Origin of the sequence: Nitrobacter sp. (assembly GCF_047149785.1) — a bacterium.
GTDB lineage: Bacteria > Pseudomonadota > Alphaproteobacteria > Rhizobiales > Xanthobacteraceae > Nitrobacter.
Genome location: NZ_BAAGBE010000001.1, coordinates 1,686,421 through 1,705,763 on the forward strand (window position 1 = coordinate 1,686,421; position 19,343 = coordinate 1,705,763).

Genomic DNA, 19,343 nt, shown 5'->3' on the forward strand with positions numbered 1-19,343 from the left:
AGACTCCAGCGTCCGGTCGTCCCCGCGAACGCGGGCTCCCCGTACGTCGCGGATTCGGCGACAGGCCGGCAAAACTTGGTGAATGGGGGTCCCTGCGTACGCCGGGACGATGAGGATTCCTACGGTTACGCAGCCGCAAGCAGCTCGCTGAGCAGCGGTTCGCGGTACGCTCGCGGTGCAATCACCGGCTCGTCAAACCTCGGCTTACGGGACGCGGGCTCGTAAGTCGCCGGCTCGTCAAACCTCGGTTCGACGCGCTCGGGTTCGCAAGAGACCTCCGCGTACGGCTCCGCCTCGTAAAGCCCGGCTTGGCATGGCTCCGTTTCGTAAGATTCCGCTCCGCAAGATTCCGCATCGTCGAACCTGGCTTCATCCGGCTCACGATCGTCGAGCCGAGCTTTGAACCCGAGGCGGTCGAAGAAGCGCGGCCTGTCAGACACAGGTTCGCAGAACTCCTCGCGGAAATCCGGCTCGTACAATTCGGGCTCGGATAACTCCGTCTCGCAAACCGACGCTTCCTCAAACGCCGGCTCCGCCGCTCGTTCCGCAACCAGCTCATCGCAGAATACACGCGCTTCCTCGCGCGCCGATTCCGTCGCGAAGCGCCGCAGCAGGATCAGCAGAGGCTCCGAAACCTCGGACGCCGTTTCGCACATCGTCAGGACACGCTCCACCATACGGCGACGCAGGCGCGTCGCACCGCCGACCGTTCCGACGAAGCCGATCTCGTCGCGCGCTTCCAGCGCGGCTCGAAACGCAGGGAACGTAGATTCCGGCAACCCCGCCCGCGTCAACAGCGCGGACAGGCTGGCGCCGCCGCGATCGTGAACTAGCGCAACGACGCGATCCAAAGGCAGGCCCGACAGTTCCACCAGCGCATGGTCGAACAGGTCTTGATTGCCCGACAGCAACGCGCGCAGGATCAATCCGGCATTGAGTTGCCCGGTGGCGCGCAGGTGCGCGACCAGACCGCGCATCTCGTCGTCTCCCGCACACGCGGCGATATTGACGACGGAGCGATCACGGGCGTCGCCGACCGCGCGGCCCGCGCGATCGGCGTCGAGCCAGTTCTTCGCGACGACGAACCGCGCCAGCGTATCGGACAGTTTTCCGATCAGCGCGAACCGCGTGGCTGCGGGCAGATCGTCGAGCGCCAGCATCGATTCCCTGATTGCAGAGAGGTGGCCGTGCCGCTCGACGATGCGGTTCCAGGATAACGGCGCGAGATCGGCGCCCGGATTTTCGATCAGCTCAAGGGCCGCCGCCGCCGAGCCCACCTCCGCGATGGCCGCGCAGACCGATACCGGAATGCGGGCGCGGCGCGCGACGGCGCATTGCACATCGCTGTTGCCGGTCGCGACGATGTCGACGAGGTCCGCATCGATCAGGAGCGGAGAATGTTCGAGGACCAAAACGGCAACCGACGGCTGATCGACCGAAAGCGCCTGGACGATGGCCGCCGGCGCGGTCGCGTTGCGCGCGAAAACCTCCGCCATCGCCTGGCGAACCAGCGGAGACGGATCATCGAGCTGCATCAGGAGCGCGCCCTCGGCGGCCGCGCGATCGTCATCGGAGAGATCGGAGATGAGCCAGGCTCTGGCCAGTGCTCGCGTTGCTTCCGCCCGCTCGCCCGCGGTGGCGGACCGTACCCAACTGATGAATTGCCGAACGATCATGGTCTTTCCGGCTTACACAACTTGAGACGACACCGTGATCCGATGCCACTGTCATAGAAAATAAACCACGACGCTTAACAAAGGGTTCACCATAACCGGTTGCCTTCGTTGACGTTTCGTTAACGAGAATAGACGCGGCGAAAATGCCCTGTTGAAAGCAATGAACCTGTTGAAAGCAATAAACAGGAGGGTTTGCAAAAAAATGCAAGTTTCGGGGGATGACTTCGGATGACGAATCTTCACCTCTCCCGCTTGCGGGGGAGGTCGAACGCGAAGCGTTCGGGTGGGGGCACGCTGACTAGCCCCTCCCCAACCCTCCCCCGCGAGCGGGAGAGGGAGCCCGCAGTGCTCCAAGGAATTCCTGCCTAAATGAGACCGTCTAGCCGCTGTAAGCGCCGCTGCGGTCGCTGAACAGATCGAACGGCTGACGCGGACCAGGCGCGGACGATGTCTGCGCCTCCGGGGCCGCCGCGACGGATCGCGTGCCCCACAGTTCCTGAACCGCCGGAGACACCGGCTGCGTGCGCTCGCCGACCTGAAACAGCGAACGAAACATCGGCTGGCTGGGCGCGGCGGATGCGATCGTCGCAGATGATGCCACGACCGGCGTGACGCCGCCGCGCGTGTCGGGCAGACGCGACAGGTAAACCGCATTGTCGGACGACGTCGCAAATTGCGCCGCGGACGCGACCGCCACCGGCGCGCTCACGCCGAGCGATGCCATCGCCGTGCGGGTCGCGGGCGAGCTGGCGGCGACGGCGTAGCGACGATCCAGATCGGCGTAGACTTCCGATACGCTGCGCGCCCGGCCGTCGCTATCGTAAAAGATCGGACGGTTGGCGGCGGCGGCGTTCGGAAACAGCCGCGCGCCGGATGCTTGCGGATTGTCCTGCGCATTCGCGATCAGCTTCGCGGCTCCGCCGACGCCCATGAAATGCGCCATATAGAGTTCGCTGTCGGTCGGACGGCGGCCGATCAGGCCGGTCAGCTTGAAGCTGTTGGATTGCGTCAGCACGCCGGCCATGGCGGAGGCGATGGCCGGATCGTCACGCAGCTTGAGGATCGCGGCGCGCGTGGCGGGATCGCTGACGGAATAGCTGCCCGACGGAGATCTGGTGATGGCATCGGCATAGCCGTTATAGCCGAGCGCGGGGCCCGCCTCCTTCACCGTGCCGAGCCAGGTCTGCTCGATGAACTGGTAGAGCCCCTTGGCGGACGAAGTGGGCGCAGCAGCTTGAGGATCGAAGTTGGATTCCATCTTGGCGGTTGCGAGCAGGTATTCGAAGCTCGCGCCGGTGACGTCGGCCGCCTTGCGGATGGCGGTCGCGATCCCGTTGAAAAGGCCGGTCAGTCCGGCGCGCGACGGATCGCTGGCGGCGTTGGCGGCATCGACGGTCATGGTGGTCTCTCGCTCCCCGCGAAACGACCGCTCGCATTTCAACGCGATCTCGGCAAACCCGCCGTCGATGCCGGCTCCCACCGGCAGCGGACGGCTTTCACTGCGGAGCAAGGTGGAAGATTATGGTTAACGGTGCGTTAATGCGAATAAATCAGGCCGTTGCGATAGATCGACACTTCGATATCCATGCCCAAACTCCCGGCGACTTCCGCAAGCGGGGATGGAAACGTCGACGAGATCGCCATCGCACTCTCATGGAACGGAATCGCGACGTCCAAGCACATCGAACCTATCGATTCATTGGAAACAAGCGGTACGAGGACCGGTGCAATGCTTCGAATATGATTTAAGGCGGCAGACCAATAATCATCGGCTTCAGGGATATCGATTTGAGCATAACTCGTCGAGCGTCCAGGAATTTTCTCATACCGATCCAAGACCAACCCCAAAGTCCGCTCCAGTTCGGAACGCGCGATTGTAACGTCACTTAGCCGGACTACGATCGAAATCGGTTGCACACTCACGGACGGCTCCGTGTCAGGACTTCTTATAGACCTCGGCGGGATCGAACAGCCTGTCGGCATCGACAAACCTCACGCGCGCTTCGCCGCCCTCGCCTTTGGTCACCGCCCGGTAGAAACAGGATCGCCGTCCCGTGTGGCAGGCGGCGCCGCGCTGCTCGACCTTGATCCAGACCGCGTCCTGATCGCAGTCCGTCCGCATCTCGACCACCCGCTGGACCTGACCCGAACTCTCGCCCTTTCGCCATAACGCCTTGCGTGAACGGCTGTAATACCAGGCGTCGCCGGTCTCGACGGTCCGCCGCAGCGCCTCCTCGTTCATGTGCGCAACCATCAGCACATCGCCGGTTTCGGCATCGGTCGCGACACACGTAATGAGCCCCGACGCATCGAAGCGAGGCCGGAACAGCAGCTCCTCCTCGATTCCGTTTTGGGATGAAGTTGTCGGTTGAGACACAGGAAATCGCTCAGAAATATCGTCGGGGACTCGGCGAAGTGATCCGACATGCGCAACACGCTCGGGTCGTGGACGCAAGTGCCAAATCCAAAGCTCCACCAACAGCTTAAATTTCGCGAGCGATCCTTTACCGGAATCGAAACACTAGCGGCTTGGCCCTCGCACCATCGACAGGAATCGTGCCTGCTCCGCCGGATTGTCGCGGAACACGCCGGTGAACCGGCTGGTGAAGGTCAGGGCGCCGTGCTTGGCCACACCGCGCACCGACATGCAGGTATGCTCCGCCTCGATCATCACCGCCACGCCGCGGGGTTTGAGCACTTCGTCGACGGCGGCGGCGATCTGGGCAGTCATGTGCTCCTGGGTCTGAAGACGCCGGGCAAAGATGTCGGTCAGGCGCGCCAGCTTGGATAGTCCGACCACCCGCTCGACCGGCGTGTAGGCGATATGCGCCTTGCCGTAGAACGGCATCATGTGATGCTCGCATTGCGAGGTAAACTGGATGTCGCGGACCAGCACGAAATCATCATAGCCTGCGGTTTCGCCGAAGGTCCGGTTCAGCACTTCGGCCGGACACTGATGGTAGCCCTGATAGATCTCGTCATAGGCCTCGACCACCCGGCGCGGGGTATCGAGCAGCCCCTCCCGATCCGGATTTTCGCCGATATAGGACAATAGCGTCCTGACCGCGTATTCTGCTTCGTGGCGCGACGGACGCGATCGGTCCGGCTGAACGGCTGCCGCCATGAATTCCGACGGATCCAGCTCGGCGGGGGAAAATCCGGCAGTCTTAGCGCTGGAAGTCTTGGCGCTGCTGGATTTGACTTCGGAAGGTTTGCTGCCGCGCAGCGGCTTGATCAAAGCGTCCATCTTTACTCCGTTCGACCGGCCTCGCTTGAGACCGGAGTGTCACCGGGCAGACGGGGCGGCATTGCGAGCCACCGGACGCCTGAGTCCCTTGATATTGAACATTGCAACAGCCGAATTGAACTTCAATCCGAGTGCGGCGGAAAATCGCCGGATTGCGTTTCCCGGCATTGGATCCATATATAGGCTTCGAGGTTCCCGCCGCCAAGAGCGTCGCCTGCCTCCTCAGCGAATTCAACGTTTTGGAATCTGATGCTGAACGACGTTTACAACAAGACCATCATCGAACTGGCCGGCAACATTCCACGGCTGGGGCGTCTTCAGGCACCCGATGCCAGCGCCACGGCTCATTCGAAACTGTGCGGCTCCACCGTCAAAATCGACCTCAAGATGGACGGCCCCATCGTCACGGACTTCGCCCACGACGTGAAGGCCTGCGCGCTCGGCCAGGCCTCGTCCTCGATCATGGCGCGCCATGTGGTCGGCTCGACCGCCACGGAGTTGCGCGAACTGCGCGAGACCGTGCGCAGGATGCTGAAGGAAAACGGCGCGCCGCCGCAGGGCAAGTGGGCCGACATCGCGCTGCTCGAACCGGTGCGCGACTACAAGGCGCGGCACGCATCCACCATGCTGACGTTCGACGCCGTGGTCGACGCCATCGGCCAGATCGAGGCCAAATCGGTTGCATCGACCCCACTCACATCCGCGCCAAGCTGAAGCAGTTCGTTTCGCTTGAACGTTGCTATTGATTATGAGGTGGCGGAGCAACCGCAGCCACACCGCCGGTCGGAACCGCTTCGGCGGTCTTGGTCGGCCTGCTGACGACGGTCCCCGTGGCAGCCGTATTTGCAACGCTTGCCGGAAAGCGGTCCTGCACCGGTTTGGCGACGAGGCTGGCGACGGGCGCATCCATAGTCCCGCTGTCCGGCAGCACGTCCGCGACGCGGTCCGTCGTCACCAGATTGGTCGAGTGCAATTCCGCCGGCGACAGTTCGTGGAGACTTTCCCATGGAGGAATGCTGAGCGCCAAATGCAGCAAATCCCCGGTCCCGCCCATGTCGAAGGTATACTTGGCGAGCCGGCCTATGTCGCGCTCCACAATCATCAAATCGTCGGCGGAGTAGCTGGCGGCCCTCGCATCGTCGGCGCGATCGCCCATCCAGATCTGATGAACACGAACATGCGCGCCATCAGGTACATAGCGGGCTTTGCCTGACAACAACATGAACACGCACATGGACTCGCAATAGGCTTCGGGAAGCACGGCTGCGCGATCGCCGTTCGTGGTCTTGACGACAGCGCTGGTCCCGACCGTCGTGCGCAAGCCGAGTTCACGCCAGCGTCGGCCAAGCGCAATGGCGTCGTTGACCGAGCCGCCGCTGGAGTCCAGCACAACCGTCACGCCGGTAACATCGCGTCCGGCGGTGAAGTCATCGAAAGCTTTCGGCGTCTCGGCGGTGACGATACCGACCGCGCTGATCCAGCCCCGACAGTGCGACCCGCAAGCAGTCCAGGTGAACCGCATCGGCTGCTTTCGTGCTTCGGCGGTCACATTGGCCAAAACCGGTTTATCGAACGCGGCCGCAAGACCGGGCATGGCAAAACAAAAGGCCGCCGCGCATAGGAGCGCCCATCCACAGAACCCAGATGATGTCGCGAGCCTCAAGTCGGTCCTTCCCCCGTACCCCGCTCTTGCCGATCAATACAGCCGGCCGAACCGCGGCCCGTGAGTCCGTCACCGGATGGTCCGTAAAACGTAGCCGCCGGATTCGGCGACGTCCATACCACCTTTGCTGCGTTTGCGCCCGGAAGTATACGATATCTTGGCACCTGTGACGAAATTGCCGAACTGAGGGTTCCTTGCGGGAACTCCCGCGCGATTCATGAAACCAACGCCGCAAAGTTCCAAGCCATGCCCGGATTGCGCGAGAGCGGCCTTGCGGCTGCCGCGTAACGCCGGACGGATGCTGATCTGGATTTATCGCCACACCCTGTCGCCCCTTGTGGGCTTCAACTGCCGGCACCTGCCGACGTGCTCGGCCTACGGCGACGAAGCGATCGAGCGCTTCGGATTGTGGGGCGGCGGCTGGATGACGCTGGCGCGGTTGTTGCGCTGCCAGCCCTGGGGCACGTCCGGAATCGATAATGTTCCGACAGCGAAACCGCCCGGCGCAGCCTGGTATCGGCCGTGGCGGTACGGCCGCTGGCGCGGCGTGAACAATCCGGAAAATACCGACGGCGATTCCCGCTAGATGCGAGCTATCAGGAGGTTGTCCATCTAGTCTCTCCCTGGAACACTGAAGGCTTCGCAACCTCAGCTCCCTCGGTTCAGACCAGATGGACAACCTCCTGATAGCCCACAGCTTAGTGCGCGACGACTTCGACCTCGCCGTCGACGCCGTTGACGACCTCGAAGCCGCGCTCAAAGACCTTGCCGTCGTTCTTGGCGATCACGCGATATTCGCCTTCGGCCAGGATCACGCGGGGAAATGCGCCGATCGATTCCTTGATGACGTCGCCACCGGGGGTCAGCACCGACCATGCGGTGTTGGCCAGCGCCTCGCCGCCCTTGTCGCTGACGAGCTTCAAGGTGATGACCGCGGCGCGATGCGAGACCGTCACGTCGGTCAGCTTCGCCGCCTGCACGCGGATGTCCGATCGCACAACCGAATTCGCGTCGCCGTAGTTGGAGACGATGTAATAGGTGCCCTCCGGCAAGAGCAGCACGTCGCCCGCGGTTGCGCTAGGAACGAGCGGCGCGCGTTCGGTGCCTTCGAACTGGCTGCCCTTGTAGATGCTGAAGGAAATCTGGTTCGGCGGAATCACCGACGTGCCGACGCGGCCCTCGATCCGCAATCCGCCCGCCGGCAAGATGAACGACTCGTGATCGGTATCCGGCTTCAGCGTTACCGGGCGCACAGCGCTGACCAAACCGAGTGAAACATACACCACGTAGCCGCCCGGCGGCAGAACGATGTTTGGTGTCGCGCCATGATCCTCGCGCATCAGCTTGAATGCGCCGCTCTGGTCGGGGCGATCGGAATAAACCCGCCAGATCAGCCCGCTGTTGATGACCGGCAGATCCTTGCCGTAACGCGCGGTCAACGACAGAACCGCCTGCGCGGGAGCCGCGACGCCGGGTGGCGGCGTCATCAGCGGCACGACGGCGGCCGGCGCTTGCGTCAACGGCGCGGGCAGGCTCGGCATCGAGGCCGGACCGGAAGGCGGCGCCAGGCTGATTGCAGGCCCCGAAGGGGCGTCGGGAACGGCGGCCGGCGGCACCGGGGGCGGACGTTCGCCGAACAACTGCGCCGTGGCCGCGCATGGCAGCGTCACAAACAGCGCGACCGATGCGCGCAACGGCCACGAGTGCCAGCCCGAATTGAATCGATGATTGCCCCCGGAAAACATGGCGCCGGTTTTTCCCGGAAAACACGGCAAATTCAAGCCACCACATTCGCTCACGGCTGCGTCCCGCCCTTGAAGGGCCTAAAAGCGCGGCCTCCCGGTTGAAACGTCTTCATCCGGTGATAATTTCCTTCTAGTCGGTGCAACATCCGGCAGCAGATCTTTCGTGCGTTCGTCCGCCGGAAGCACGGAAGCCGATGTCTCAGTTAGAGAATTCCGCTGTGCTTGAGGGTTTGCGAGGCCACGGCCAGAATGGGTCGAACGGCCAAAAGGTTGGATTGGACAGTGTCAAGCGGCCGGTGATAGGGCTCGCTCTGGGCGGCGGAGCCGCGCGCGGCTTCGCGCATATCGGCATTCTCCGCTCGCTGATCGCACATGGCATCGAGCCCAATGTGGTGGTCGGCACCTCCATCGGAGCCGTGGTCGGCGGCGCCTATGCAGCGGGTCGTCTCGACACCCTGGAGGAATGGGCGCGCAGCCTGCAGCCTCGGAATATCTTCAGCTATCTCGATATCCGGCTGAACGGCTCCGGACTGATCGGCGGCGCCAAGCTCACAGCCCGGCTCGAGGCGTCGCTCGGTCAGATTCAGATCGAGGAGCTGCCGCTCAAGTTTGCAAGCGTCGCCACCGAGGTCCGCACCGGTCACGAAATCTGGCTCACGCACGGCCGCCTGGTCGATGCGATGCGCGCGTCCTATGCGCTGCCCGGAATCTTTGCACCGATGCTGGTGGGCGATCGCTGGCTGGTCGACGGCGCGCTGGTCAACCCGGTACCGGTCTCCACAGCCCGCGCGCTAGGCGCCGAGATCGTGATCGCCGCCAACCTTTCCAATGACGTCTTCGGTCACAGCATTACGATCTTCTCTCACGGCACGCAGAGCGAGGCACCAGAGGAGATCGTCGAGGCCGCGCGGCCGAAACGTGGATTCGGCAAGTTCTTTTCCGCCGAGCGGACCGTCAAGCGCGAACTCTTCGGCGGCGGCAGCCGCCCCGGAGTTATGACGGTCATGACCGATGCATTCAACATCATGCAGGACCGCATCACCCGCGCGCGTCTCGCCGGCGATCCACCGGATCTGTTGATCCAGCCGCGGGTCGGCCAGATCGGCTGGTTCGATTTCCATCGCGCCAACGATCTGATCGCGCATGGTGCGCGCGCCGCTGATCGCGCCGTCGAAGCAATCGTCGAAGCGATTGAGACTCTGGCCCCGCCGGCGAGCGCCGCCGACGCCGATACCGGAGCCAACATCTGATGAGTGTTCAGGCGGTCTTGATGTAGTCGCGCAACGCTTCCTGCTCAGCCTCATATTCCTGAACGCGCAGCTTGACGACATCGCCGATCGAAACCAGGCCGACCAGCCGGTCGCCCTCCACCACCGGCAGATGCCTGAACCTTTCCGACGTCATGACTTCCATGAGGTAAGCGAGCGTGTCCGACAAACGGCAACTGACAACCTTGCGGGTCATGGCGGCGCTGACCGGCTCGTCGAGCGCGCCCGCGCCGCGTTCGTCGAGCGCACGGACGACGTCACGCTCGGACAGTATGCCGTCGATGCGCGTGCCATTCATCACGAGAACGGAACCGATATGCCGCTCCGAGAGAATTTTCACGGCAGCCGACAACGTCGTGCCCGGCTCGACACTTACGACCTGGTGACCCTTGCCCTCGAGAATGGAACGTACCGTCATTGTCGCCTCCTGCGGAGGAGATCGCGCGGCATCTTCGCGCGATCCTCGTTCTCAGGCGGCAGTCGAAACGTTCGATCTTTCGCGCGCGAACGGCGAGACGCTTTTCTTCACGCGAACCGGATTCCACTTCGCCTGAATAGACGACCATGATGAATGAAATCGATCCGCACCGCAAGCGATCCTGATCGCGAGCATCCGCTATCGAATCTGGTCGGCGTCGTCCGAGGGTACGTTCGCGGCTTCGCGTGGCACCGGATCGAACAGCGAAAACAGCACGAGACCCGCCAGAAAGCCCCCGATATGGGCCTGCCAGGCGACGCTGCCGGGCTCGGCGCCGATCGCGACCGATCCCGTCCCGAAGATGACGTTGACGCCGAACCAGATCGCGAGAAACGCGAGCACGCGCGGATTTTGCAACGCGCGCGTCAGCGACAACGCCGGCACCTGCGCCGCCGCGTCGGCGTCGTCGCTGCGGAACGACAGGAAACTGCCGCGCACGAACGCGAAGCGGATCGCCGCCGCCATCGCGCCTGACACCGACGCCGACGCCCCGATCATCGGCGCGATGCTGTGCTCATGGGTCAAAAGATGCGCGACCGCGCCGGCGACGGCAGTCACCGCCATGAAAAGAAAGAACCTGAAGGCGCCGAAGCGGCGCGCCACCGCGCTGCCGAACGGCAGCAGCCACAGCACGTTGAAACCGATGTGACTGAGGTTGGCGTGCAGCAGCGAATAGGTCACGAAAGTCCAGATCTTGGCGGCGCCTCCGCCTGGAAACGCTGTCGCCAGGAGATTCGGATCGTATCGCTTCGGGATAAAGCCGAACGCTTCGACGATCCAGTATTCCAGATCGAGCGGAAGCGCAGCCCATAGGACATAAACGACCGCAAGCAGGCCGATATAGGCGGTCAAGCCTCCCGGCAGCGTGAGGATCGGTTCACGCCGCGGTTCCGGCGGGATATCTGACGGAAGGTTTGGCGGAGAGTCCAAGGGCTGCGACCTGGCGGCTCAAGCGGGCGATGCGCAGCAATAAGCGGTTTGGGCGGATTTGCAAGAAAACTGCCGGCTAACAAAAAATACCGCCGGACGATGCCGCCCTGACGGCCCCGCCCCACGCGATGCCATCGACAGCACGATGGTTTCTCGGAAACGACGACCGGGACCGCTGAATGGCGAGAATGTAAAGCGCATACATTGATCAATCACGCTGACGCCTGGAAACGAACCATCGTGCGAGTCCTTTGTAAAGGAGCACCATAACGATCAGCGCCCCCGTGCCCTTCAGGAACAGGGATAACATTTCCTGAGGACTGCGAGTGCTGTGATCCCTGACCCTCTCGGTGGCGGGCTCGCTCGCCGGCACGCCGGGTTCGTCGCCGGACTCGCGAGCCGGGGCAACGTCGCCGTTCGGGGAAGGCGCTGCGGATCCGCTTTCCCCAACAGCCGGCCCCGGCGCCCCGAAACTCTCGGAAGCGGCCGCAATGAAGGCCGTTTGAAGGCCGATCACAAGACCGAGAACGGACACCCAAAAGCGCAAGATTTTTCCCGCCTGTCTCATCCCGCGTTTGCCCCTGCCATCATCGAGTCCGGGATAACCGCCGAATTGCGCTCTATCCGTCTCATGCCACTACCGTTTCAACCGGCAGCCGGCGCCGGATCAATGCCACCAATACCTCAATCCTGTCGTTGCTGTCGATCTTGAACGACGGCGCCGCCACAGCCCGAAGGACCCGCCCGGGTCGACAAACGCAAAAAGCAAAAAGGGAGGGTCTGAGAAACCCTCCCTTTGATATGTACAGATTGTCCGCAGGGATATTTCGATATTCGAAATCCCGCGATGGTGCGAGGCGTTCGACGTTCCGCCGGAACCTGGAGAAAAACGGCGGGAGACGTAGCCGGACAGTACCAGCTTATTCCAGCGAACCACTCCGATAGTTAATTTAACGTTAACGGCACAAAGGCGTGCGCCGAAGGCTTCAAAGCCGCCGGCGGCATAGACGCTGCAAGGACCCTCCTGCACAACAGAAATGGAGCCGCGGCGCCCTGAATCGGGACAGATACGTCCGCTTCGCGCCGCACCAGGACGGTATCAAAGTCATGAAGCACCCATCGAACCGCGCGTTCTACGCCTATTGGGACACAAAGCGCGACGGCGAGCGCGCGCCCGACCGGCGCGCGATGGAACCGGCGGCTGTCCGCGAACTGCTGGGGGACATCTTCGTGCTCTCCTGCGACCCGAGGCACGGCTATCCGTTCCGCGTCGCGGGCACCCGGGTTTGCGCCCTCCTCGACCGCGACCTCAAGGGACAAGACTTTTCCGAGCTGTTTACGACGGCCAGCCGCGCCGAAATCACAGATGTCCTTGGCGCCGTGTCCGAAGAACTGCTCGCCGCCGTCGCCGGCGTGACCGCGACCGCAAAGGACGGTTCGCTCGCGCGCTTCGAACTGCTTCTGCTGCCTTTCAACACTCGCGCGCATGCGCCCGTCAGCCTCACCGGGCTGCTGGCGCCGATGCAGCATGACGGTCAGCCGCTCGGCGACTTCACCCTCGTGTCGTGGCGCTACATGAACCATCCGCCGCAGCGCCTCGTCCCGCGCGTGCTCAAGAAGCTCGCGATCGCCCGCGGCTTCATGGTTTATGAAGGATTGCGCTGACCAACCCACCCGCGGCCCATGCATGCCGCTCACGCTGCCGCCGACCGATATCAGCCGACATTATGCCCGCGTTAGGGATTTACCCGCAGAATGCAGCATTCTGATACCGTCATTCAATGGCGGCAGATCATCCCGCCGGCGCCAGAACATCGTCATGCTCGTGAATTTTGTCACTGACGAACCTGGGAAGATCCCCGCGATCCGCGCGATGCTCGAACCGCAATTCCACATCGTGCCGCAAGTGCTGCAAGGTGAAGAGCCGCAACCCGGCACCAGCGGCATGCTGATGGTCGACGCCGACCTGCGCAAGATGGACTGCGTCGACCGGATCAGGCGCGTGCTGGGGGTCAAGCGAACGAACCCCGAAAAAATGTTCGTCGTTCCCGGCCATCTCCGCTCCATGATCGCGCAAGCCTATGCGCTTGGCGCCACGGCCGTGGTATCTCGCCCGCGCGAAATCATATCGAAGCTGACCCAGTTCGCGAATGAAGAGAAGGCGAACCACGGCGATGCGGATACAGCCTCGCCGGAAACGGAGAACAGCGCAGCCGCCTTCGTCTCGATGTTCGAGACAGCGCGCGAGGGCAGGCCAGTCAATCTGGCGGATGCCGAATACGCCACGTCGCAGATCATAACGAACATCGTGCGAAACGGATTCGACCGGTGGCTCTACGAGGTCCGTCGCCACCACGAAGGCACGTTTCAGCATTGTATGCTGGTGACGGGAGTAGCGGTGGGATTCGCCCTCGACATCGGCTTCAGCGAAGCCGACGTAAAGCGGCTCGGACTCGCGGCGACGCTTCATGACATCGGCAAGGCGAGGATTCCGCTGGCCGTTCTCGACAAGCAAGGAGAATTGACGCCGGGCGAAGAAGAGATCATGCGGTGCCATCCCGTGATCGGATACGACCTATTGAAGGACCTGCCCAAAATCAGCAGCGAAGCGCTCGACGGCGTCAGGCACCACCACGAGTATCTCGATGGCTCCGGTTATCCGGACGGCCTTGCAGGGTCCGACATCAGCGACCTCGTGCGGCTTTTGACGATTTCGGACATTTTCGCGGCACTGATCGAATTTCGGCCCTATCGGCCGGCAATGTCGCGGCCGGATGCCTACAAGATCCTCTGCGGCATGGACGGCAAGCTGGAAGGCGCTCTGGTGAAGGCGTTTCAAGGCATCGCGCTCAACGGCCCGAAACCGTCGACCCATTGACGGGCGCGCGCAAAAGCCTTTGCGCTTCTGATGGAATCAGAAGCGGGGCTCTATGATTTTGATTTGACGCGTTTTCTTGACGCGAACCGGTAGCCACTTCGCTTGAAAACGCTCTAAAGCACCGCCGCAGACCATCCGGGATGGACAAATCATCGCAATCCGTCAAAACTCCGCTCTAACCCAACCGTCCTAATATTTTCCACGTGGCAGGCACTCCCACCATTCTCGTCCTGGACTCCGGCCTTGGCGGCCTGACCGTGCTGCGGGAGATCGTCAAGGCCCTGCCCGGCGCGCGCTACGTGTATGTCGCCGATGACGTCTTCTTTCCCTACGGCCATCACAGCGAAGACGAAATTATCGCCCGCGTGGTGCCGCTGGCCGGCGAACTGATTGCCGCCCACGCTCCCGATCTCGTGGTGATCGCCTGCAACACGATGTCCGTCTCGGTGCTGGGACCTTTGCGCGCCGCCTATTCCGTGCCGTTCGTCGGCACGGTTCCGGCGATCAAGCCGGCCTGCGCCGCGTCCAAGACCAAGCGCGTCTCTGTGCTCGGCACCCGGGCGACCGTTCAGCGCGAATACACCCAGGCGCTGATCCGCAATCACGCCCAGGCCTGCACCGTGACGCTGGTCGGCGCGGCGAACCTCGCCTCGCTGGCGGAGGACGCCCTGCGCGGCAAAACCGTCAGCGACGCCGATATCGTGAGCGAGATCGCGCCGTGTTTCGTTCCGGCCACTGATGGCGGCGGGTTGCGCACGGACGCCGTCGTGCTCGCCTGCACGCACTATCCGCTGCTGCTGGATCGGCTGATCAGGCTCGCGCCCTGGCCGGTGGCCTGGATCGACCCCGCGCCCGCGATCGCCCGGCGCGTCGTCGATCTACTCGGTCCGGACAGCATCGGCAGGCATGAATCTCCGCCGGAAATGTTTTTTACCTCCGGCCGCTCCCGCACGCTGACGAACGCTCTCGCGCCGTTCTTCGGCGGGCGGGTCCCGGCCTGAACCGGGCGCAGCCGCCGGGATCAGCGGTCGCGCAAACCGCAATCTCCGCTGAAATTAGCTGCGCTTTGGTTTGACAGGGCAATGGTTTGTCCCTAGAAACCCACCTGCGCGCGGGCCGGTTTTCGGCCCGCGTTGCGTTTCGCGACCCGTGGTCCTGTCCATCAAGCTTATGGGCCGGACCTGTCGGCGGCGGATCCAGCATTCCCCGAAAAGCGGTTTTTCCGATTTTGGGAGCCATGCCGGATCATCCGCACAGGAGGGCGCGTCTCCTCAACCCGTAAACTTGACAAGAGGACGCGATGACTAAGCGCAACGAGGCGAAGTACAAGATCGATCGCCGTATGGGCCAGAACATCTGGGGCCGCCCGAAGAGCCCCGTCAACAAACGCGAATATGGTCCCGGCCAGCATGGCCAGCGCCGCAAGGGCAAGCTCTCTGACTTTGGCACCCAGCTCCGCGCCAAGCAGAAGCTCAAGGGCTATTACGCCAACATTTCCGAACGGCAGTTCTACGCCATCTACGTCGAGGCGACCCGCATGAAGGGCGACTCCGGCGAGAACCTGATCGGCCTGCTCGAGCGCCGCCTCGACACCGTGGTCTATCGCGCGAAATTCGTGCCGACCATGTTCGCCGCACGCCAGTTCGTCAATCACGGCCACGTCAAGGTCAACGGCCGCCGCGTCAACATCCCGAGCTACAAGCTCAAGGTCGGCGACGTCATCGAGGTCAAGGACGCCTCGAAGCAGCTCGCGCTGGTGCTGGAAGCCAACCAGCTCGCCGAACGCGATGTCCCCGACTTCATCGATGCCGACCACAACAAGCAGGTCGCGAAGTTCATCCGCATCCCGCACCTCTCCGACGTGCCGTTCGCGGTGCAGATGGAACCGCATCTGATCGTCGAATTCTATTCGCGCTGATCCCTGCCGCGATCTGAAAAAAGCCCCGGGCGTCCGGGGCTTTTTTATTGCCACATGTTTTTATTGCGATGTGGAGGTGCGGATCAGTCGTCGTCCCGTTCGCTCTTGGTGACTTCACCGCTCCTCGGATCGACATGAAGGTCGTAACGGACACCCTTGAGATCGGCCTCAAGTTCCCAATGACCGTCGTCGGCCTCGACCTTGCCGAAGTTGGTGTATCCCTTGGCCGTCAGCTTCTGAATGACCTGATCCGCGGGCATCCAATCGGCCCCCGGCTGGTCGGCACGGGCAAGGCTGGCAGCCGTCATGGCCGCCGCCATCGCGATCGCGACATATCGTAATTTCATCCCATGATCTCCCTGCGACGAACTGGCTTGCACGAGAACAGCCGTTCGTCGTCGGGGTTCCTCATACTGCGACGTCACGCCTCATGTCGTGAGCGGTCACAGGTGAGCGTCATCGGGATTTTTCACGCTGCCGCCGCGCTCCGCGAGCGGTTGCGGCTTCCTCACCGCGGCGATGGATCGTGCCATCACCGCCCATTCGCTGCGCTGACGATCGCGTCAATATCCTGCGCCGTGTGATCCAGCGCCTTCGCGAGCGCTAATCCGAGCCGCGCGGACCAGGAGCGTGTCAGGCCCGTCCTCAGGCCGATGCGGGCGCGTTGAAGGTGATGCCCTTGTCGGAGAAAAGCTTCTGCAGTTCGCCGGCCTGGAACATCTCGCGGACGATATCGCAGCCGCCGACGAATTCACCTTTCACGTAAAGCTGCGGGATCGTCGGCCAGCTCGAATAGGTCTTGATGCCGTCGCGAAGGTCCGGAGATTCGAGCACGTTCAGGCCCTTGTAGCCCACGCCGACGTGGTCGAGAATCTGAACCACCTGCCCCGAAAAACCGCACTGCGGAAACTGCGGCGTGCCTTTCATGAACAGCACGACATCGTTCGACTTCAGTTCGTTCTCGATGAATTCCTTAATGCTCATCATCACATCCTTATAGCCGCGAGTTGACAGGGCCGCAGGCGGCCCCCAGTTGGCCCAGCTATAACCCGAAACCGTTGTGTAATAAAGTAAATTGCCGGGGAGCTGCCATGCACGGTCTTGTCGCCCAGAGTTGTCACGCTTTTCCGCCCTCCGTCGCAATCGACAGGCCGCCCGCCGCCGCCTACCCTCCGGTGCGAGCCTCATGCAGGGTGCTGAGTTGGTTTCCTCCGGGAACTCATCGTCCGGAGCAACGTTCTCTCCCAAACCGGAGATGTCCGTGACGAATCCAGCGTCTGCCGCGGCCAAGATAGCCGCTCCAACTCCCCCGCCACTTTCCAGTTCACGACCATTGGCCACCCGCCTGGCGGATGCATTTCTCGCTGTCCGGAGCGAGACGGAGCGGCGCGCAAGACCGCTGTCGCCGGAAGATCAGATGGTGCAGTCGATGCCTGACGCCAGCCCGGCGAAATGGCACCGCGCCCATACCACATGGTTCTGGGAACAATTCCTGCTCGGCCAGCACAGTCCCGGCTACGCTCCCTTTCATCCCGATTACGCCTTCCTGTTCAACTCCTATTACGTCAGCGCCGGCCCGAGATATGCCCGCGCCCAGCGCGGCCATATCACGCGGCCGGGCGCCGGGGAGATCACCGCCTATCGCCGGCACGTCGATGCCGCGGTCGTCAAATTCTTCCACGACACGAGCGACAGAGTGCTGGCGCAGCTCGTACCGCTGGTCGAAGCCGGCCTCAACCATGAACAGCAGCATCAGGAACTGATGCTGACGGATATTCTGCACGCGTTCGCGCAAAATCCGACATCGCCGGCTTACGATGCGTCGTGGCGTTTTCCGACGCCTGTCGCGGGCGCCGGCGAATGGATCACGTTGAATGAGGGCATCCATACCGTCGGGCATCAAGGCAAGGGCTTTCATTTCGACAACGAGAAACCTGCGCACCGCGCCCTCGTGGGACCGGTGAAGCTCGCGCGCCATCTCGTCACCAACGCCGACTGGCTCGCCTTCATGGACGACGGCGGCTATCGCACCGCGACCTTGTGGCTGATGGACGGTTTCGCCGCAGCCACCGAGGAGGCATGGGAGGCGCCGGGCTATTGGCACAAGACCGGCGACGGCTGGCAAGCCATGACGCTTGCGGGCTTGCGGCCGGTCGATCCCGACGCGCCGGTCTGCCATGTCAGTTACTACGAGGCCGATGCATTCGCGCGCTGGAGCGGCAAGCATCTGCCGACCGAGATGGAATGGGAGGTCGCCGCGCGCGCGGGTCATCTCGACGACGCGTTCGGCACCGTGTGGCAATGGACGCGAAGCCCCTACGCGCCCTACCCCGGATATCGCGCGGACCGAAGCACGCTTGGCGAATACAACGGAAAGTTCATGGTCAACCAGTTCGTGCTGCGCGGCTCGTCGCTGGCGACGCCCGAGGAGCACGGCCGCGTCACCTACCGGAACTTCTTCTATCCGCACCACCGCTGGCAATTCACCGGTCTGCGCCTCGCAGATTACGACACCTGATCATCGTCAACCCGAAATGCGTCGCGACGCGCCAGGGAGGCTGTCATGAATCTGCACGCTGCCGCTTCGGCCGGGACACTTCCCGACCAGACGACACCGGCATTCGCGAGCGACGCCATCGCAGGACTGACGCAACATCCGAAACAGATTCCACCGAAGTATTTTTACGACGCCGCCGGCTCCGAACTGTTCGAGCAAATCACGCGGCTGCCGGAATACTATCCGACCCGCACCGAGCTTGGCATCCTGCGCGAGCGTGCAGCGGAGATCGCTGCGATCCTGCCCAAGCACGCGGCGCTGGTGGAGTTCGGCGCCGGCGCCGCCACCAAGGCGCGGCTCCTGCTGAGCGCATGCGAATTCGCCGCCTACGTGCCGGTGGACATATCGGGAGATTTCCTCAACGCGCAGGCGCGAGGACTGCGAAAGGACTTTCCGCATCTGCAAATCTATCCGGTGACCGCGGATTTCACCGCGCCGTTCGTTCTGCCCGATCAGGTCAGGGCGATGCCGAAGGTGGGCTTCTTCCCCGGCTCGACGCTCGGCAACTTCGAGCCCCACGAAGCCAGCCGCTTTCTGCGCGGAGCCTGCAGGATTCTTGGCGAAGGGGCGCATATGCTGATCGGCGTCGACCTCGAGAAGAACGAGCGGGTGCTGTACGACGCCTATAACGATGCCGCCGGCGTCACCGCGCGGTTCAATCTGAACATGCTGGCTCGCATCAACCGCGAACTCGGCGGCAATTTCGACCTGTCCGCATTCACCCATCGCGCGATCTACAATCGCGAACGCCACCGGATCGAAATGCACCTCATCAGCAAAAGGCCGCAGACCGTCCGTTTGCAGGGCCGCAGCATTCCGTTCCGCACCGGCGAGAGCATTCACACCGAAAGCAGCTACAAATACAGCATCGATCGCTTCACCGCGCTGGCGAAGGGCTCGGGCTGGAGGCCGATCGCATCGTGGACCGATCCCGACGGAATGTTTTCGGTTCACGCGCTGGTATGCTGAACCCGGGCGTCGCC

At 62.9% G+C, this 19,343-nt stretch carries 20 protein-coding genes; 9 read left to right on the forward strand and 11 right to left on the reverse strand.

What is annotated here, in order from left to right:
• Positions 1–125: 125 nt before the first annotated feature.
• From ACMDCM_RS07755 to folE, 5 genes are all read right to left on the reverse strand, one after another.
• Positions 126–1,676: a DUF2336 domain-containing protein gene (locus tag ACMDCM_RS07755; protein ID WP_412773022.1), complete on the reverse strand. Its 1,551-nt coding sequence runs from the start codon at positions 1,674–1,676 to the stop codon at positions 126–128.
• 379 nt (positions 1,677–2,055) lie between these two features.
• Positions 2,056–3,075 carry a transglycosylase SLT domain-containing protein gene (locus tag ACMDCM_RS07760; RefSeq protein ID WP_412774695.1) on the reverse strand — a complete coding sequence of 340 codons (1,020 nt, stop codon included), beginning with the start codon at positions 3,073–3,075 and terminating at the stop codon, positions 2,056–2,058.
• Between the two features lie 137 nt (positions 3,076–3,212).
• Positions 3,213–3,599: a hypothetical protein gene (locus ACMDCM_RS07765; RefSeq protein WP_412773023.1), complete on the reverse strand. Its 387-nt coding sequence runs from the start codon at positions 3,597–3,599 to the stop codon at positions 3,213–3,215.
• Between the two features lie 13 nt (positions 3,600–3,612).
• Positions 3,613–4,053, reverse strand: a complete 441-nt coding sequence (hisI, locus tag ACMDCM_RS07770) for a phosphoribosyl-AMP cyclohydrolase (RefSeq protein WP_412773024.1) — start codon at positions 4,051–4,053, stop codon at positions 3,613–3,615.
• 144 nt (positions 4,054–4,197) lie between these two features.
• A complete protein-coding gene (gene folE, locus ACMDCM_RS07775) occupies positions 4,198–4,923 on the reverse strand; it encodes a GTP cyclohydrolase I FolE (protein WP_412773025.1) in 726 nt (241 codons plus the stop codon).
• A 249-nt stretch (positions 4,924–5,172) separates the two neighbouring features.
• Here folE and ACMDCM_RS07780 point away from each other — a divergent pair, with 249 nt between their 5' ends.
• On the forward strand, positions 5,173–5,637 hold the full coding sequence (locus tag ACMDCM_RS07780; protein ID WP_412773026.1) for an iron-sulfur cluster assembly scaffold protein: 465 nt from the start codon (positions 5,173–5,175) through the stop codon (positions 5,635–5,637).
• Between the two features lie 25 nt (positions 5,638–5,662).
• Here ACMDCM_RS07780 and ACMDCM_RS07785 read toward each other — a convergent pair whose 3' ends face one another.
• A complete protein-coding gene (locus ACMDCM_RS07785) occupies positions 5,663–6,586 on the reverse strand; it encodes a COG3904 family protein (RefSeq protein ID WP_412773027.1) in 924 nt (307 codons plus the stop codon).
• Between the two features lie 217 nt (positions 6,587–6,803).
• Here ACMDCM_RS07785 and yidD point away from each other — a divergent pair, with 217 nt between their 5' ends.
• Positions 6,804–7,172 (forward strand): membrane protein insertion efficiency factor YidD, encoded by a 369-nt coding sequence (gene yidD, locus ACMDCM_RS07790; RefSeq protein ID WP_412773028.1) that lies wholly within the window; start codon positions 6,804–6,806, stop codon positions 7,170–7,172.
• A gap of 112 nt (positions 7,173–7,284) precedes the next feature.
• Here the strand turns inward: yidD and ACMDCM_RS07795 are convergent, their stop codons facing one another.
• Positions 7,285–8,331: a hypothetical protein gene (locus ACMDCM_RS07795; RefSeq protein WP_412773029.1), complete on the reverse strand. Its 1,047-nt coding sequence runs from the start codon at positions 8,329–8,331 to the stop codon at positions 7,285–7,287.
• Positions 8,332–8,549: 218 nt separating this feature from the next.
• Between ACMDCM_RS07795 and ACMDCM_RS07800 the strand changes: the two genes are divergently transcribed.
• Positions 8,550–9,581 carry a patatin-like phospholipase family protein gene (locus ACMDCM_RS07800; protein WP_412774696.1) on the forward strand — a complete coding sequence of 344 codons (1,032 nt, stop codon included), beginning with the start codon at positions 8,550–8,552 and terminating at the stop codon, positions 9,579–9,581.
• A 7-nt stretch (positions 9,582–9,588) separates the two neighbouring features.
• Here the strand turns inward: ACMDCM_RS07800 and ACMDCM_RS07805 are convergent, their stop codons facing one another.
• Together ACMDCM_RS07805 and ACMDCM_RS07810 are read right to left on the reverse strand one after the other, a co-directional pair.
• Complete coding sequence (locus ACMDCM_RS07805; RefSeq protein WP_412773030.1) at positions 9,589–10,017, reverse strand: CBS domain-containing protein; 429 nt, start codon at positions 10,015–10,017, stop codon at positions 9,589–9,591.
• Between the two features lie 198 nt (positions 10,018–10,215).
• A complete protein-coding gene (locus tag ACMDCM_RS07810; RefSeq protein WP_412773031.1) occupies positions 10,216–11,007 on the reverse strand; it encodes a rhomboid family intramembrane serine protease in 792 nt (263 codons plus the stop codon).
• Positions 11,008–12,114: 1,107 nt separating this feature from the next.
• On the opposite strand from ACMDCM_RS07810, the gene ACMDCM_RS07815 reads away from it, so the two are divergent.
• The 4 genes from ACMDCM_RS07815 (at position 12,115) to rpsD (ending at position 15,803) form a co-directional block, all read left to right on the forward strand.
• Positions 12,115–12,672: a PAS domain-containing protein gene (locus tag ACMDCM_RS07815; RefSeq protein ID WP_412773032.1), complete on the forward strand. Its 558-nt coding sequence runs from the start codon at positions 12,115–12,117 to the stop codon at positions 12,670–12,672.
• Between the two features lie 154 nt (positions 12,673–12,826).
• A complete protein-coding gene (locus ACMDCM_RS07820) occupies positions 12,827–13,885 on the forward strand; it encodes an HD-GYP domain-containing protein (protein ID WP_412773033.1) in 1,059 nt (352 codons plus the stop codon).
• A gap of 203 nt (positions 13,886–14,088) precedes the next feature.
• A complete protein-coding gene (gene murI, locus ACMDCM_RS07825) occupies positions 14,089–14,886 on the forward strand; it encodes a glutamate racemase (protein WP_412773034.1) in 798 nt (265 codons plus the stop codon).
• Positions 14,887–15,185: 299 nt separating this feature from the next.
• Positions 15,186–15,803 (forward strand): 30S ribosomal protein S4, encoded by a 618-nt coding sequence (gene rpsD / locus ACMDCM_RS07830; protein WP_412773035.1) that lies wholly within the window; start codon positions 15,186–15,188, stop codon positions 15,801–15,803.
• A gap of 83 nt (positions 15,804–15,886) precedes the next feature.
• Here rpsD and ACMDCM_RS07835 read toward each other — a convergent pair whose 3' ends face one another.
• On the reverse strand, positions 15,887–16,150 hold the full coding sequence (locus ACMDCM_RS07835; RefSeq protein ID WP_412773036.1) for a PepSY domain-containing protein: 264 nt from the start codon (positions 16,148–16,150) through the stop codon (positions 15,887–15,889).
• A gap of 298 nt (positions 16,151–16,448) precedes the next feature.
• Positions 16,449–16,787 carry a Grx4 family monothiol glutaredoxin gene (grxD, locus tag ACMDCM_RS07840; protein WP_292617308.1) on the reverse strand — a complete coding sequence of 113 codons (339 nt, stop codon included), beginning with the start codon at positions 16,785–16,787 and terminating at the stop codon, positions 16,449–16,451.
• Positions 16,788–17,064: 277 nt separating this feature from the next.
• Between grxD and egtB the strand changes: the two genes are divergently transcribed.
• A complete protein-coding gene (gene egtB, locus ACMDCM_RS07845) occupies positions 17,065–18,321 on the forward strand; it encodes an ergothioneine biosynthesis protein EgtB (RefSeq protein ID WP_412773037.1) in 1,257 nt (418 codons plus the stop codon).
• 45 nt (positions 18,322–18,366) lie between these two features.
• Positions 18,367–19,329: an L-histidine N(alpha)-methyltransferase gene (gene egtD / locus ACMDCM_RS07850; RefSeq protein ID WP_412773038.1), complete on the forward strand. Its 963-nt coding sequence runs from the start codon at positions 18,367–18,369 to the stop codon at positions 19,327–19,329.
• The last annotated feature ends 14 nt before the right edge of the window (positions 19,330–19,343 follow it).